Origin of the sequence: Streptomyces sp. NPDC015144, assembly GCF_043079735.1 — a bacterium.
Taxonomy (GTDB): domain Bacteria; phylum Actinomycetota; class Actinomycetes; order Streptomycetales; family Streptomycetaceae; genus Streptomyces.
In genome coordinates, this window is sequence record NZ_JBIBUU010000001.1 from 816,059 (window position 1) to 831,804 (window position 15,746).

General features: G+C 72.1%; 7 protein-coding genes. 5 read left to right on the forward strand and 2 right to left on the reverse strand.

Features of this window, described 5'->3' with window-relative positions:
* Window positions 1-18: 18 nt before the first annotated feature.
* Window positions 19-1,320, forward strand: a complete 1,302-nt coding sequence (locus tag ACF08W_RS03555; protein ID WP_392278253.1) for a right-handed parallel beta-helix repeat-containing protein — start codon at window positions 19-21, stop codon at window positions 1,318-1,320.
* A gap of 42 nt (window positions 1,321-1,362) precedes the next feature.
* Here ACF08W_RS03555 and ACF08W_RS03560 read toward each other — a convergent pair whose 3' ends face one another.
* Both ACF08W_RS03560 and ACF08W_RS03565 read right to left on the reverse strand, forming a co-directional pair.
* Window positions 1,363-2,190, reverse strand: a complete 828-nt coding sequence (locus tag ACF08W_RS03560; RefSeq protein WP_392278254.1) for a hypothetical protein — start codon at window positions 2,188-2,190, stop codon at window positions 1,363-1,365.
* 146 nt (window positions 2,191-2,336) lie between these two features.
* Window positions 2,337-5,075 carry an SdrD B-like domain-containing protein gene (locus ACF08W_RS03565; protein WP_392278255.1) on the reverse strand — a complete coding sequence of 913 codons (2,739 nt, stop codon included), beginning with the start codon at window positions 5,073-5,075 and terminating at the stop codon, window positions 2,337-2,339.
* A 351-nt stretch (window positions 5,076-5,426) separates the two neighbouring features.
* On the opposite strand from ACF08W_RS03565, the gene ACF08W_RS03570 reads away from it, so the two are divergent.
* From ACF08W_RS03570 to ACF08W_RS03585, 4 genes are all read left to right on the forward strand, one after another.
* Window positions 5,427-6,443, forward strand: coding sequence for a phosphotransferase family protein (locus ACF08W_RS03570; protein ID WP_392278256.1), 1,017 nt, complete (start codon window positions 5,427-5,429; stop codon window positions 6,441-6,443).
* Window positions 6,444-6,622: 179 nt separating this feature from the next.
* Window positions 6,623-7,237 (forward strand): helix-turn-helix domain-containing protein, encoded by a 615-nt coding sequence (locus tag ACF08W_RS03575; protein ID WP_392278257.1) that lies wholly within the window; start codon window positions 6,623-6,625, stop codon window positions 7,235-7,237.
* Window positions 7,238-7,242: 5 nt separating this feature from the next.
* On the forward strand, window positions 7,243-8,691 hold the full coding sequence (locus ACF08W_RS03580) for an MFS transporter (RefSeq protein ID WP_392278258.1): 1,449 nt from the start codon (window positions 7,243-7,245) through the stop codon (window positions 8,689-8,691).
* Window positions 8,692-8,893: 202 nt separating this feature from the next.
* Window positions 8,894-15,661 (forward strand): amino acid adenylation domain-containing protein, encoded by a 6,768-nt coding sequence (locus ACF08W_RS03585; protein WP_392278259.1) that lies wholly within the window; start codon window positions 8,894-8,896, stop codon window positions 15,659-15,661.
* Window positions 15,662-15,746: the final 85 nt, after the last annotated feature.

Consider the following 15,746-nt stretch of genomic DNA (forward strand, 5'->3'; position numbering starts at 1 on the left):
AAAGCGGCGTTCCGGGCGATGCTGAGGCTGTCGGCACTGGCCGTCTCGGCGGTGCTGGCGGCCACCGGATGTTCCGGCGCGGGGCCGAAGTCCGAGGACGCGCGACATCCGGCGGGGAGCGTGCTGCGGGTTCCGCAGGACTTCCGCACGGTGCAGCAGGCGGTGGACGTCGCCCGCGCGGGCGAGACGGTGCTGGTCGGACCCGGTGTGTACCGGGAGAGCGTGCGCATCACCAAGGACCGCCTGGTGCTCCGTGGAACGGACCGCAACAAGGTCGTCCTCGACGGCGGTCTGCGCCGGGCCAACGGCGTCACTGTGACCGGCGCCGGATCGGTGGTGGAGAACCTCACCGTGCACGGATACCTCGCCAACGGCGTCCTGTTCACCGGAGTCACCGACGAGCGGTTGCAGCGGCGGGGTGCCGGCGGTTCCGCCTACGATCCGTTGGACACCACCCGCTTCCCCCCGGTCCGGGGCTTTCGGGCGAGCCGGGTCACGGCGTACAACAACGGCCTGTACGGCATTTACGCCTTCGACGCGCGCGACGGTGTGATCGAGGACTCCTACGCCTCCGGGCACGCCGACTCGGGCGTCTACGTGGGCCAGTGCAAGCCCTGCAACACCCTGGTCCGCGGCAACACGGTGGAGCGCAACGCGGTCGGCATCGAACTGACCAACGCCTCGGACAACCTGTCGGTGGTGGGCAACCGCGTCGTCCGCAACCGGGTCGGGGTCACGGTCAACTCCAACGACCTGGAAGCCCTCGCCCCGCAGCACGGTGCGGTGATCGCCGGGAACGCCGTCGTCGACAACAACGCGGCCGACACACCCGAGCAGGCGGACGGGGGCTTCGGCATCGGGATCGGCATCGGAGGCGGGACCGACAACCGCGTCCGGCGCAACCTGGTAAGCGGCAACCACGCGGCCGGAGTGATCGTCACCGACCCGCCGGGGCATCCGGCGAGCGGCAACCGCGTCGAGGACAACCGTGCCACCGGCAACGGCGTCGACCTCGTGCTGGCCTCCACGGACCCCGGCAACTGCTTCGCGGGCAACCGCCCCGGCACCCAGAGCCCGGCCTCCCTGGAGAACCGCGCGGGCTGCGGCACCCGGGGCCGGGGCGCGCTGCCCGCGGGCCGCACCGCGTCGGTGCAGGCACCGCCGGGGATGCCGTTCAGCCGCGTCCCGGCCCCACCGGCCCAGCCGTCCATGCCGGATCCGACGGTCCCGGGGCGCCCGGCGACCGGGCTGCCGGGCGCCGTCGACATGGCCGACTACCCCCTCCCGAAGAACGTGGACGCCGTACCGCGCACCCACTGACCACGGGACGACACGGCGGCGGAGCCGTGGGCCCCGATACCGTCAGCCGGCGCTCCACGGCGCCTCGGGCAGTTTCGCCCGGCTCTCGCGCCCGGAGAACTCCACCGTCGTCGGGGTACCCAGACCGGGCATCCGCATCGTCACCCGGCGCAGCCCGCCGTCACCGTCGACCCAGTACGTCAGCGGCGACCGTCCGCCGCCGGGCTCCGCGCCGGGCGTGGAGCCCTGGGCGCGCGGCCCGGCGAACCGGTCGTAACCGCGGCCGTCGATCCGGTCGCGGCCCAGCAGCCGGGCACCGGACTGGGCGAGCAGCAGCGGGTTGTCCGGGCGGTCGGCACCCAGCTCGATCAGCAGCCGGAGCCCGGCATCCAGGGGGTCGGCCGTGTACGAGCGGGGGGACCAGCCCGAGCGCGGGATGTGCTCGGCCCGCCGCCAGGGCGGGCTGCCGTCGTCCTCGGACGTCGGCGCCAGACCGAGGCCGCCGCCGTCCCAGACGACCAGCCCGCGGTCGAGCCGGCCGGTGGTGGGGCCGGAGGTGCCGGAGGCCCCGGTGATCCGGTAGCTTCCCACGGCCCGGTGCTTCCGGTAGTCCACGACGCCCTCGACCCGGACCACGACCCCGCCGCCCTCGGCAGCGGTCAGGGTCACCGCCACCGGGCTCGCCTCGTAAAGATTCAGCCGCGACAGGGCCAGCCTGGACGCCTCCTCCATCGTCACCGGCCGCTCGGCGGCGGTGGCGGTGTCGTCGGACCGGACCCGGTAGAGGACCAGGCCACCGACCACCGCGCCGCACACCGTGATCGCGATCAGTGTTCTCCGCCAGAGGGCCCGACGCGGTGTCCGGTCGTCGGCCTTCCTCTTCCGAGCCATGTGGTTGCCTTCTCCCATCGGTCGTTCGCACGGAAGGGCGGGCCCGCGGACCGCTGGTCCGCGAACCCGCCCGAACCGGACCGGCCGGTCACCGGCGCCGGTCGCCCCGACACGGGGTCGGGGCGTGTTTGGCTCTCAGGCTCCCTCTAGCGGTGCTGCGCCCTTCGCCTGCGCATCAGGACGACCAGAGCCGCACCGAGGACGGTGAGCGCGGCACAGCCCGCCAGGGCCAGGGGGACCAGCGGGCTCGTACCGGTGGCCGCGAGGCCGGAGCCGGAGGTGTGACCCGGTGTGCCCGGAGCCCCTGGTGCGCCGGGGGAACCCGGTGTGCCCGGTGTCGCGGGTGCCGTGGGCGTCGGTTCGGTGCCCGGGAGCCGCTTGTTGACGGCTGTCACCGAGACCCCGTCGTCGAGGTTCTCGGCGGTCAGCACGAGCGGCCCGAACACGGAGACGTCCGGGGCGGCATAGCCCTTGGGCGGGCTCACCTCCTGCCAGTAGTAGGTGCCGGGCGCACCCGTACCCTGGCAGAGACCGTCGGTCCCGGTCATGCACGGTTCGCCGACCTTCGTGTCCGGATCGGTCCCCTCGGTCTGGAGCTCGTCGGAGTCGTTCGTCTCCTTCCACAGCTGGAACTTCGCACGGGCCAGTGCCTTGCCGTCCTGATCGTGCTTGATCAGGCGCAGCTCGCCCTCCTGCTGCCGGAAGCCGAAGTCGTAGGTGTGGTCGTTCTCCCCGGGGCCGCCGGTGGTCAACTCCCTCTCCGGGAAGCGGCCGTCGCGCGGAACGACGCCCTTGGAGTCGACGAAGTGGTTGTCGCCGACATCCGCTTCCGTCGGCACCCACTGGTGGAGCGGGCCTCCCTTGGCGTAGTCGGCCGGTTCGTCGAGGCGGATGGTGTATTTCGTCCTGGGCAGGAGGCCGCCGGTGACGTTGGAGTCGTCGAAGTAGTACTCGCCCCGTGCCGTGGTCTCGGCCGTTCCCACGAGTTTGCCCGCCCCGTCGTACAGATGGACGGTCGCGCCGACGACCGGGCGCTGTCCCGGGCTCTGGATGCCCTTGCGTTCGGGGTCGTACCAGACCCGGTTGCCGATCTGGAGCGGGGCCTGGTCGCAGAGCACCTCCAGGTCGCCCATCGAGGCGCCCTTGCCGAACGGGGCGGCGGTCCCGGGCGGGTTGAGGCGCAGGCCGGACTGCGGGTCCTGCGTGCCGTCGCGCTTGACGAAGGTGGTGCCGTAGCCGAAGGCGGTGCTGTTGGGGTCGAATCCGCCGGTCGCGATGGTGTCCTCGACCCGGGAGAACGCCATGCCCGCGAAGGAGGCGTTGTGGTGGGAACCCATGCGGCTGGTGTCGAAGAACCGGGTGCCCCGGGGGGAGAGCCCGCAGCCGTTGTTGGTGTCCATCACATAGCGCCCGTCCACCGGGCACGCCTTGTTCAGGTCGCCGCCGGACAGGACGTTGCCGACCGAGCCGGGCGTGGGACCGGCCGGGGCGCGGTCGCCGAAGCGGTCGCGGAAGGCCAGCAGCATGGACCCGTCGGTCTCGAAGTCGATCTCGCCCAACTCCGGTTCGGGCTGGGCCAGATAGTTCCGGCAGGTCTGACCGTTCTGGGAGGTCGGGAAGGTGTTGGTCCAGGGGAACCAGCCGGGACCGTCGCACGGGGGCCCGCCGACCGTGGACTCGCGGGGATAGTCCAGCGGCTGGTCCAGCACCGGCTCGTGGAACGCACCGGTGTCGAGGTCGAAGGGAAGGACCACCGCACGCAGGTCCGCGGGTTTCCCGGTGGACTCGCCGGAGCACACCCCGCCGACGTAGCCGACCCCGTCGTGCAGACCGAGGCCGAACGGGCGCCAGTCCACCGCCGCCGGGCAGCCCGGGTCCGGAATCGCCTTGGCGGACTCGGGCGCCGAGGCGGTGTCCGCGGTGGCGTCGTAGCGGTAGAGCTTGCGGTCGTTGAGGTTGACGACGAACAGGTCCTTGCCGTCGTCCGTGATCTTGATACCGCCCAGGCTCTCCTTGCCGGGCGTCGCGAGGAAGGCGTCGTCGGTGCCCTGGCCGTGGGCCGTCGTTCCGGCGTCCGGGACGACGGTGAACAAAGTGGTCTTCTTCTGCGCCCGGTCGGTCACGTAGATGCCTCCGGCGCCGCCCGGACCGTAGTCCGTGGTGCGTTTGGCCACGGCCGCGGAGAACACCCGCTTGTCGGCCTTGTTCCACGCGATGCCGAACAGTGTGCCGGTCTCGGAGTTGGTGGCGACGTCCGTGACGTTGACGTCGACACCGTCCTGGCCGCGAGCGCCGTACGGGAAGGAGACGAGGGTGCGCTGCGACCCGCCCTCGCGGGTGGTCGGCTGGCAGGTCGTCACCAGAGGTGCGTTCTTCTGGCAGTAGTCGGCCGGGTTCCACAACCCCGTGGTGTAGGCCACGTTCTTCTGGTCGGAGAGGTCGACGAACTCCTCGTTGCTGCTCAACTGGTTGGGTGCGCCGTCGAGCCCCTGGCGTGAGGCGAAGGCCGGGAACAGGACACCCGGCTTCGGATTCACCACCTGCACACGGTACTTGCCGTTGGTGGAGCCGCTGGCGGTCGGAGTCAGTGTCACGGTGCCGTCGGCGGCCGTGACCCCTTCGACGCCCGTCCCGGAGTCGTCGGTGAGCGTCACCTTGACGCCCGCGAGACCCGGTTCCAGCGCGGGTGTCCACACTCCGGTGTTGTCGACGGCCCGGATCACCCGGACCGTCACCGAACCGTCCTCGGTCTGCGAGTGGGCCGCGGGCGCGACGGCCAGCGAACCGCCGCCGATCCCCAGGGCGAGCGCGGCCAGGCTGCCGACGGTCCGACGGCCGGGCGCGCCCCGCCGTCGCCGACGCGGCTCGGGCGCGGCCCCGTTCACTTGATCATTCGTAGCTGTCATCTCCCGCTCTCAGCGTTCAGAAGGGCCTGATGCCCTGCTCGTGAGGGAGTACATAGAGATGCGGAGAACCGCCTCGGCCGCGATCTTAGAGGGGCTTTGGGAAAGATCGTGGGGGAATGGCGAAGTTGTTCTTGGGCGGGGGTGACGTGTGTTCCGGAAATCGGCGGTGTGGTCACGTGTGCCATGGCCCGGCGCCGTCCGTGTGCTGGTGAGGGCCGTACGGGGACGCCGGGCAGGATGTCCGTGCCCCGCGCGTCGCACTCGTGTGCCGGTTCCGGGCGGGGGGCACGGCACCGGATCCGGCCCGTGGGGGAGGAGTGAGAAGTGAGCATGTCGTACGAGGAAACCGTTGCGGCGGCCGAGGCCGTCCTGAGGAGGGCCGGGGTGCGGGGGAGCGCGTCGGCCCGGTACACACCGCTCTCCGGTGGTACATACAACACGGTCGTTCGCATCGAGCTGGACCAGGGGCGCGACTGGGTGCTGAAGATACCGCCGCGTGCGGCCGAGGGCCTGGCCTACGAACGCGCGCTGCTGACCGGTGAGGCCGCCTTCTACGCGTGCGCCGGGACGGCCTTGGGCGTCGGTGTCGTGCCCCGGGTCGTCCACAGGGGGACCGGAGACGGTGCGGGGAACGTCCCGTACCTGATCATGACCGCATGTCCGGGGACTCCCTGGAACGAGGTGAAGGATTCCCTGGAGGAGCCCGAACGGCGGCGGCTGCGTCAGGAGTTGGGGCGCGTCGCGGCCCGGCTGCACGCGGTCACCGGGCCGGGATTCGGATACCCCGCCGAGCCGTGGGGGCCGTTGGCGCCCACCTGGCGGGAGGCGTTCACCGCGATGACCGCGGCAGTACTGGACGACGCGGAGCGGTACGCGGCATGGCTGCCGCGCCCCCTCGCGGAGATCGGGGCCGTGGTCGCCGCCGCCTCCGGCGTACTGGACGACGTCACACGGCCCGCCTTGGTCCATTTCGACCTCTGGCAGGGCAACCTGCTTCTCGCCGGGGAGCCCGGTGACCGTCGTGTCAGCGGCCTCATCGACGGTGAGCGAATGTTCTGGGGCGATCCGGTGGCCGATTTCGTCTCGTTGGCACTCTTCGCCGACATGGAGGACGACACGGCATTCCTGGCCGGTTACGCGGATGCGGGCGGGGCAGTGGTGTTCGACGGGCCGGTGCGTCTGCGGCTGGCGCTCTACCGGGCCTATCTCTTTCTGATCATGCTGGTCGAGGTGGAGCCCCGGCAGGCCGGGGAGGCCGACCTGACCTGGGTACGGAGCCATGTGGGCCCCCAGCTCGTCGCGGCGCTGGAGGACGTGGAGTCGGGGCTGCGCGGCGGCTGCCGGTGACTTCGGCGCCCCGGCCGCGGCCGTCCTGGAGCGGGACCGGCCGGCGGTGCCGCGCCGGGCCGTGAGTCGACGTGGGGAGCAGCCTGCGGGCGGTTGCATTTCAGCCATCCCGCCGATTGCAGAGGTTCCTGTGCACAGATTCCTGTGCACAGGAACCTTTGTCATCTACCGTGAAGCTCATGGAACTTCCCGAGCAGTCGACTCAAGTCAAGCTGACCGCACGGAACTTGAGGGGGGTCACCCACCCGCTCCGGGTGCGGATGCTGACGGTCCTGCGGACGGACGGGCCGGCCACGGCCACCACACTCGCCCGGCGGTTGAACGCGAACACCGGGGCCACCAGCTACCACCTGCGCCAGCTCGCCGAGTACGGCTTCATCGTCGAGGCGCCGTCCCGGGGTGGCCGCCGGGAACGCTGGTGGCAGGCGGCGCACGTCAACACCGTGCTCCCGGACGATCCGGCGCTGGAGGGCGAGGACGGCCTCGGTGCCGCGTATCTGCAGGCGCTGGGCCGGGTCTGGTCCGACGCGATGACGGCCGCCATCGACGCGACCCCCGCGCTGTCGCCCGAATGGCGCGACGCCCAGGACTTCGGCGACTACGTGCTCACCCTGACCCCGGCCGAGGCCGAGGAGCTGTCGGCCGAGATCCACCGACTGCTCCGGCGACGCAACTCCCCGCCGCAGCCCGCCGGTTCGCCGATCCCCGACGGTGCGGAGCGGGTCGCCTTCCAGTTCCAGTTGTTCCCCACCAGCGCAGACCGGCACGTCTCCCACCCCACCGACTCGGAGTGAGAAAGATGACCTCTCGGCACGCGGCCGCCCAGCGGGCGGCGGACAGTGACACCCCCGAACCGGCCTCACCCGCTCCACCGGCCCCGGACGCCGTCGACGCCCCGGAGACCTCCGACGCCCCGGACGGCGGGCCCCGGGTCTGGCGCGGACTGGTCGGCATGCTGTCGGCCAACGCGGCGTCCCTGTCGGCCAACCGTGTGCTCTCGATCGCGCTGCCCTGGTTCGTCCTGACGACGACCGGCAGTGTCGGCAAGACCGGCCTGGTCGCCTTCTGCCAGATAGTCCCCTACGTGGTCGCCCAGGCGCTGGCGGGGCCGATCATCGACCGGGTCGGCCCCAAACGCATCAGCATCGCCGGTGACCTGGCCTCCACCGTGGCGACGGCCGCCGCCCCACTGCTCTACATGTCGGGAAACCTGTCCTTCGGCCTGCTGCTGGGGCTGCTGGCGGTGGTCGGGGCGGCGGACGGCCCGGCCAACGGGGCCAAGGGACTCTTCGTGCCCGCCGCCACCCGCGCGGCCCGGGTGCCGCTGGAACGGGGCACCGGACTGTCGACGGCGGTCGAACGGACCGCGACGACCATCGGACCGGCCATCGCCGGTGTGGTCGTCGCCTCCTTCGGCAGCCTCTACGCCCTGTGGATCACCGCCTGCCTGTTCGGTGTGTCGGCGCTCATCGTCTCCACCACGCTCAGCGATCCGGTGCCCGAGCCGCACGAGACGCCGGTCGACGAGGTCGAGGGCTACTTCTCCCGGCTGCGTCAGGGTGCCGTGTTCCTGCGCGACGCCAAGCTGCTGCGGTCCATCGTGTGCATGCTCGCCGTGACCAACCTGCTCGACCAGGCGTTCATGTCCGTGCTGCTGCCGGTCTGGGCGAAGGAGACGGGCAACGGAGCGGGCGCCATCGGCCTGGTGGTGAGTGTCTTCGCCGCCACATCGATCGTCGCCGCACTCGTCGCCGCGGGGGTGGCCGAGCGGCTGCCCCGGCGGGCCGTCTTCCTGATCGGCCTGACACTGGGCGGCGTCCCGCGCTTCGTCGCCATGGCCACGGGCGCCCCCCTGTGGCTGGTCCTTGCGGTGCTCGCCGTGGGCGGCCTCGGCTCCGGCTTCGTCAACCCGATCGTGGGGGCCGTGACGTACGAGCTGATCCCCACTCCGTTGCTGGGCCGGGTCAAGACGCTGGCCCAGGCCGTCACCTGGGCGGGCATCCCCTTCGGCGGACTGCTGGGTGCCGGGCTGGTGACGGCGGTGGGCACCTCCGGCGCGTTGTGGATCGTCGGCGGACTCTACCTCGTCGCCATCGGCGTCCCGGCCATGAACCGGGAGTGGGCGGGCATGCGCAAGCGGACGACGCCCGCAACGGCCCCCGCCCGGACCGGGGGCGAGCACGGTGACGCGAGCGCGCCCGGAGAGACCCCGGCCCCCGCCAAGGAGGCGGTCGGGGAAGTCGCGTAGGCGACCGGGTCGGAGCGGGGCCGTACGGGCGGTGGACCGTCCGTACGGCCCCGTTCCCGTACCCGGCGGCCAGGGCAGAAGCGGCCACGCCCGGCGGGCACAAGTGACCAGTTCATTCCTCCAGAGCGCTCTGCGAGCATCGGATTCGGCTGAGTTTCCAAGGGTTTTCGCAGACGGTCGACGACGAGGAACTGGTGGACACATGACGACGAAGCCGATGGCGGCCGCGGCCCTTGGCCAGAGGGCCGAAAAGGGCGGTCTCTCTCCTGCGGAAGCCCGCGTCGCGGCAGTGTGGAACGCGGTGCTCGGCGCCGGGGCGACCGGGGCGGAGGCGACCGGGGCGGACGACGAATTCTTCCGGCTCGGCGGTACCCGTGCGCAGGCGGCGGAAATGGCCCACCGGATCGCGGAGGAATTCGGTTCGGAATTCGGCGCGGAAGAATTGCCGGAGCCGCTGACGGTGCGGTCGGTGGCGTCGTTCCTCGCCCAGGAGGCGCTGCTGCGGGCCCGCAGGCTGTTCGAGTCGGCCGACTTCGACGCCGAGAGCGCGACCGACGCCATGGAGGCCCTCGTGGCACCCGGGGCGCCGGACGACGTCCCGGCCATCCCCCGTGCGTCCCGGTCCGGGCAGCCGTTGCCGCTGTCGTTCGCGCAGCGCCGGCTCTGGTTCCTGGACCAGCTGGATCCCGGCCGGGCCGAGTACCTGATCCCCATGGGACTGCGCATCAGCGGCCCGCTGGACGTCCCGGCGCTCCGCGCCTCCCTCTCCGAGCTGGTGAGCCGGCACGAGGTGCTGCGTACCCGCTTCGTCGGCGACGACGACGGCGATCCCGGCCAGGTCGTCGACCCGCCCCGGCCGCTGCCGCTCGCCGTGCACGACCTGCGGTCCGTCGCCGGACCGGACGCGCAGGAGGCGGCGGCCGCCGCACTCGTGGAGACCGAGGGCTTCCGGCCGATGGATCTCGGCACCGGACCGATGGTGCGTGCGCTGCTGATCCGGCTGGCCGACGAGGAGCACCTGCTTGCTCTGACGGTGCATCACATCGCTTTCGACGGCTGGTCGGTGGGGGTGCTGTCCCGGGAACTGTCCGCCCTCTACGGCGCGCGTACCACGGGCACCGACGCCGACCTGCCCGAACCTCCCCTCCAGTACGCCGACTTCGCGGTCTGGCAGCGCGAGTGGTTCACCGGCGAGGTGCTGGCGGAACAGCTGGACTACTGGCGCGCCCGGCTGACCGGCACCGAGCCGCTGGAACTGCCCACCGACCGCCGCCGCCCCGCGCGGCGCAGCGGCAACGGCGCCATGCTCACCTTCCGCGTACCGGCACGGACCGCCGACGGCGCCCGCAGGGTCTCCAAGGAGACCGGTGCGAGCCTGTTCATGACCCTGCTGGCGGTCTTCCAGACGGTGCTGTCGCGCTACAGCGGCCAGGAGGACATCGCGGTGGGCACCCCGATCGCGGGCCGCAACCGCGCCGAGATCGAGAACATGATCGGCTTCTTCGTGAACACGCTGGTCATGCGCACCGACCTGTCCGGCGACCCGACCTTCGCCGAGCTGCTGGACCGGGTCAAGGAGACCGCGCTCGGCGCCTACGACCACCAGGACCTGCCCTTCGAGCGCCTGGTGGAGGAGCTGGCTCCACGACGGGACCTGTCGCGCAATCCGCTCTTCCAGACGATGTTCGTCCTCCAGAACACCCCCGACAGCCGGTCCTGGGACCTGCCGGGCCTGACCGTACGGCAGCTCGACGTATCGGCCCAGGACTCCAAGTTCGACTTCACCTTCTACACCTCCGAGGCCGCCGACGGCGCCCTGGACGGCACCATCGTGTACGCCACCGACCTGTTCGACGAAGCCACGATGGAGCGCCTCGCCGGGCACTTCGGGACGCTGCTGGAATCCGCCTGCGCCACCCCGGACGCCCGGCTTTCCGAGCTCACGATGCTGACCGCCGCCGAACGCCGGACGATCCTCGGCGAGTGGAACGGCGCCGACACCGACGCCCCGGACACGGTGACCGTGCCCCGGCTGATCGAGGAGCAGGCCGCCCGGCGGCCCGACGCGACAGCCGTGATCTGCGGAACCGACCGGCTGACCTACCACCGGCTCGACGAGCGGGCCGGGTGGATAGCCGACCGGCTGCGCGAGCGCGGCGCCGGACCGGGCACCCTCGTCGCGGTCTGCCTGGACCGGGGCACGGACATGGTGTGCGCGCTGCTCGGCATCCACCGGGCCGGGGCGGCCTACCTGCCGCTGGACCCGGACTACCCCACGGACCGGCTCGCCTACATGGTCGAGGACAGCGGCGCCCCGCTGATCGTCACCCAGACCACGCACACCGGCCGCCTGCCCTCCGGCGTCCCGACGCTGCTGCTGGACGGGGACCGGCCGGACACCACTCCGGCCGGCCCGGAGACCTCCGCGGGTCCGGTGGTCCAGGCCGGTCCGGACGACGTGGCCTACGTGATCTACACCAGCGGTTCCACCGGCCGCCCCAAGGGCGTGCAGATCACCCACGGCGCACTGCGCGCGCGGATGCGGGAGACCTGCCGCGAGCTGGGGTTCACCCCCGAGGACCGGGTCCTCCAGTTCGCCTCGATCGCGTTCGACTCGTCGGTGGGCCAGATGTTCGCCCCGCTCGTCTCCGGGGCGGGCCTCGTCCTGCGTGACGACACCTGGGACCCGGGCCGGCTGGCGGCGGCGCTGCGCGAGCACCGGGTCACGGTGGCCTGGCTCACCCCGTCCGCTTTCGGGGCGCTCGCCGCCGACCTGGACGGACCGGAGGCGCTGGGCCCGGAACTGCGGCTGGTCCGGCTCGGCGGCGAGGCGCTCCAGCGGGAGCAGGTCCGGCAGTGGTTCCGGCACTGCGCGGTGCCCCTGGTCAACGGCTACGGCCCCTCGGAGGCCGCTCAGGAGGCGACGACCGCCAGGATCGACGGCCCCGTCGACCGGGTCCCGATCGGCCGGCCGGTCGCCAACGCGAAGGTGTTCGTCGTCGACCCCCACGGCCGGCCGGTTCCGGTGGGCGTCCCGGGCGAGATGTGGATCGGCTGCCCCGGGCTGGCCCGCGGCTACCTGAACCGGCCCGAGCTGACCGCCGAGAAGTTCACCGTCGTGGACGTGGACGGCACACCGCGACGTGTCTACCGCACCGGCGACCTCGCCCGGTGGATGCCGGACGGGCGGCTGGAGTTCGTCGGCCGCTCCGACAACCAGGTCAAGCTGCGCGGCTACCGCGTCGAACCGGGCGAGATCGAAGCGGCGCTGCTCACCCACCCAACGGTCAACGGCGCCACCGTCGTCCTGCGGGAGGACGTCCCCGGCGTGCAGAGGCTCGTTGCGTACGTGGTGCCCGTGGGCCCCCTCGACGCGAGCGCGCTCCGCGCCCACCTCCAGCGCGACCTGCCGGACTACATGGTGCCCACGGCGTTCGTGCCGCTGGAGCGCATCCCGCTCACCCCGAACGGCAAGACCGACCGCCGGGCCCTCCCCGCGCCCGCCTCCGACCGGTCCGGGCTGGACGCCGCGTACACCGAGCCGCGCACGGACATCGAGCGCACGGTGACCGAGGTGTGGTCCGAGGTGCTGGGTGTCGACCGGATCGGCGTGCACGACGACTTCTTCGCCCTGGGCGGGCATTCGCTGCTGGCCACCCAGGTCGCGTCGCGGCTGCGCCGACGACTGGGCGCCGATGTGCCGGTGCGTACCCTGTTCGGCGCACCGACCCCGGCACTGCTGGCCGCCGCCGTGACCGGACTCGACGGCACGGGAACCGACCGCATTCCGGCGGCACCGCGCCACGACGGCCCGCCGCCCCTCAGCTTCGCCCAGCAACGCCTCTGGTTCCTCGACCAGTTGGAGCCGGGCCGCGCCGAGTATCTGCTTCCCTTCGCCCTCCGGGTCCACGGACCGCTCGACATCGACGCCCTGAACGCCGCGTTCACCGCGGTGGTGGCACGCCACGAGGTCCTGCGCACCCGGTTCGTCACGGATGCGACGGGCTCCCCGGCACAGCTCATCGACCCGCCGCGGCCGGTGCGGATGCTGGTCCGGGACCTGCGCCGGACGGGCGACGCGGCCACCCGCGAGGACGCCCTCGCGAAGGCACTGGGTGAGGACGGACTGCGACCGATCGACCTCGGCACCGGGCCCATGCTGCGCGCACTGCTGGTGCGGCTGGCCGACGAGGAGCACGTTCTGGCGGTCACCGTGCACCACATCGCCTTCGACGGCTGGTCGGTGGGGGTGCTGGTACGCGAGCTGTCCGCCCGGTACGCGGAAGCCCTCCCGCACGGCTCCGGCGCACCCGGCCCGGACCCGCTGCCCGTGCAGTACGCCGACTACGCCGTGTGGCAGCGCGCCTGGCTCGACGGCGCGCCGCTGGAGCGGCAACTCTCCTACTGGCGGAACCAGCTGGAAGAACTGGAGCCGCTGGAACTGCCGACCGACCACCCCCGGCCGGCGGAACGCGGCGGACGCGGCGAGATGGTCCGGTTCTCCGTCCCCGCCGAGGTCGCCGCCCGCGCCCGAGCGGTGTCCGCGGAGAGCGGCGCGAGCCTCTTCATGACCCTGCTGGCCGTCTTCCAGCTCCTGCTGTCCCGCTACAGCGGGCAGCGGGACATCGCGGTGGGCAGCCCGGTCGCCGGTCGGAACCGGGCGGAGACGGAGGAGCTGATCGGTTTCTTCGTGAACACGCTAGTGCTGCGGACGGATCTCGCCGGGGACCCGACCTTCGTCGAGTTGCTGGGCCGGGTGAAGGAGACCGCGCTCGGTGCGTACGACCACCAGGACCTGCCCTTCGAACGCCTCGTGGAGGAACTCGCCCCCGACCGCGACCTCTCCCGCAACCCCCTCTTCCAGACCCTGTTCGCGCTCCAGAACACGCCGGGCGCGGACGCCTGGAACCTCCCGGGCCTCACGGCGGAGCCCGTCGAGCTCCCCGCCCGGGACGCCAAGTTCGACCTGGCGATGTACCTCGCCGAGGCCGCGGACGGCACATTGGACGGTGCTCTCGTCTACGCGGACGACCTCTTCACCGACGACACCGCGCGCCGCCTCGTCGGCCACTTCACCCACCTGCTGGCCGCGGCCACGAACCGCCCGCACAGTGTGCTGTCCGAGGTGGAGATGATGGACGCGGCGGAGCGGCACCGCGTCCTCGCCGAGTGGAACGACACCGCCGTACCCGTACCGGCGACAACACTGCACCAGCTGTTCGAGCAGCGCGCGGCCCAGGCCCCGGACGCGGTCGCGGTCGTCTGCGGCACCGAGACCCTGACGTACCGCCGGCTCGACGAGAGGGCCAACCAACTGGCCCACCGCCTGCGCGCCGTGCCCGGCATCGGTCCGGACGTACCCGTGGGCGTCTGCCTGGAACGGTCTCCCGCCATGGTGTGGACCCTGCTCGGCATCCTGAAGGCCGGGGCCGCGTACGTACCACTCGACCCGGAGCACCCGGCGGAACGGTTGGCGTACCTGGTGGCGGACTCCGGCACGCCGCTGATCGTCACCGACACCGCCCATACCGAACTGCTGCCGGACGGCCCGGACCTGCTGATCGCTGACCGCCCGGCCGATCTGCCGGACACCCTGCCCACGGACGCGCCGGAACCCCTCGCGACCCCCGGCGACCTCTGCTACTTGATCTACACCAGCGGCTCCACGGGCCGCCCCAAGGGCGTCCGCGCCGAACACCGCGGCGTGGTCAACTACCTGGCCGGCATGCAGCACCCGTTCCCGATCGCACCGGGCGAGGGCTTCCTCCAGGCCACACCGCTCTCCTTCGACGTGTCGGCGTACGAGATCTTCTGGCCCCTGTGGCAGGGCGGCACGGTCGTGCTGGTGCCGGGATCCGACCGGCTCGACATGGCCGAGGTGTCCCGCCTGATGCGCGCCCACCGCGTGGTCGGCCTGCACTTCGTGCCGAGCCTGCTGGACCTGTTCGTCTCCGGGGTACGGCCCGAGGACTGCACCCACCTGCGGTACGCCTTCGCCAGCGGCGAGCCGCTCCAGCCCACGCTGGTGAGCCGGTTCACCGAACGCTTCCCCGGCGACCTGATCAACCTGTACGGCGCCACCGAGGTCTCGGTCGACACCACGTACTGGCGGGCCTCGCGCACCGACCCCGCCGCACCGGTCCTCGCGGGCCGCCCCATGGTCAACCAGACCGTGTACGTCCTGGACCCGGACCTCCGGCCCGTGCCCGCGGGCATCCTGGGCGAGGTGTACCTCGGCGGCGACAGCGTCTGCCGCGGCTACCACCAGCGGCCCGACCTCACCGCCGGACGCTTCGTCGCCGACCCGTTCCGGGGCGGCCGGATGTACCGTACCGGCGATCTCGGCCGGTTCACCGCGGACGGCGAACTGGACCTGCTGGGACGGATGGACCGGCAGGTGAAACTCCGCGGCGTCCGGGTCGAACTCGGCGAGATCGAGGCGACGCTCCTCACCCACGGCACGGTCGGAGCCTGCGCGGTGGTGGTCCGGGAGGACACCCCGGGCGACAAACGTCTGGTCGCCTACTGCGTGCCCGCGCCCGACGCCACGGCGGACGCCGGAGTGCTGCGCGAGTGGGCCGCCGAACGCCTGCCCCGCGCCATGGTGCCGTCCGGGATCGCGATCCTGCCGGAACTGCCGCTCAACCGGAACGGCAAGGTCGACCACGCCGCACTGCCCGCTCCCGGGAACACCGGCGAAAGCACGGCCGGCTACACCGCGCCACGCGACGAGATCGAGGCGGAGATCGCCGGGATCATGGCCGCCGTGCTCGGCGTGGAACGCGTAGGCGTCCACGAGAGATTCTTCGACGCCGGCGGACACTCCCTGCTCGCCCTCCAACTCGTCAACCAGATCGAGTCGGCGACCGGAGTCCGCATCGGACTGCGACGTCTCTTCCAGTCGCCGACCGTCACCGGCATCAAACAACAGCTCATCGAACTGTTCGACGCGCAGGAACAGCATTCCTGAACAGCGGCCCCACTCCCCACGCGACACGACGAAGAGGACGGAACATCATGGGCGAGAGCTCGGTCGAGGCACGGCTGCTGTCCCG

What these genes read in the sequence shown, in the direction of transcription:
- ACF08W_RS03585 (WP_392278259.1), top strand. Translation starts at nt 8,894, where the DNA reads ATGACGACGAAGCCGATGGCGGCCGCGGCCCTTGGCCAGAGGGCCGAA.
- ACF08W_RS03570 (WP_392278256.1), top strand. Translation starts at nt 5,427, where the DNA reads ATGTCGTACGAGGAAACCGTTGCGGCGGCCGAGGCCGTCCTGAGGAGG.
- ACF08W_RS03575 (WP_392278257.1), top strand. Translation starts at nt 6,623, where the DNA reads ATGGAACTTCCCGAGCAGTCGACTCAAGTCAAGCTGACCGCACGGAAC.
- ACF08W_RS03560 (WP_392278254.1), bottom strand. Translation starts at nt 2,190, where the DNA reads ATGGCTCGGAAGAGGAAGGCCGACGACCGGACACCGCGTCGGGCCCTC.
- ACF08W_RS03580 (WP_392278258.1), top strand. Translation starts at nt 7,243, where the DNA reads ATGACCTCTCGGCACGCGGCCGCCCAGCGGGCGGCGGACAGTGACACC.
- ACF08W_RS03555 (WP_392278253.1), top strand. Translation starts at nt 19, where the DNA reads ATGCTGAGGCTGTCGGCACTGGCCGTCTCGGCGGTGCTGGCGGCCACC.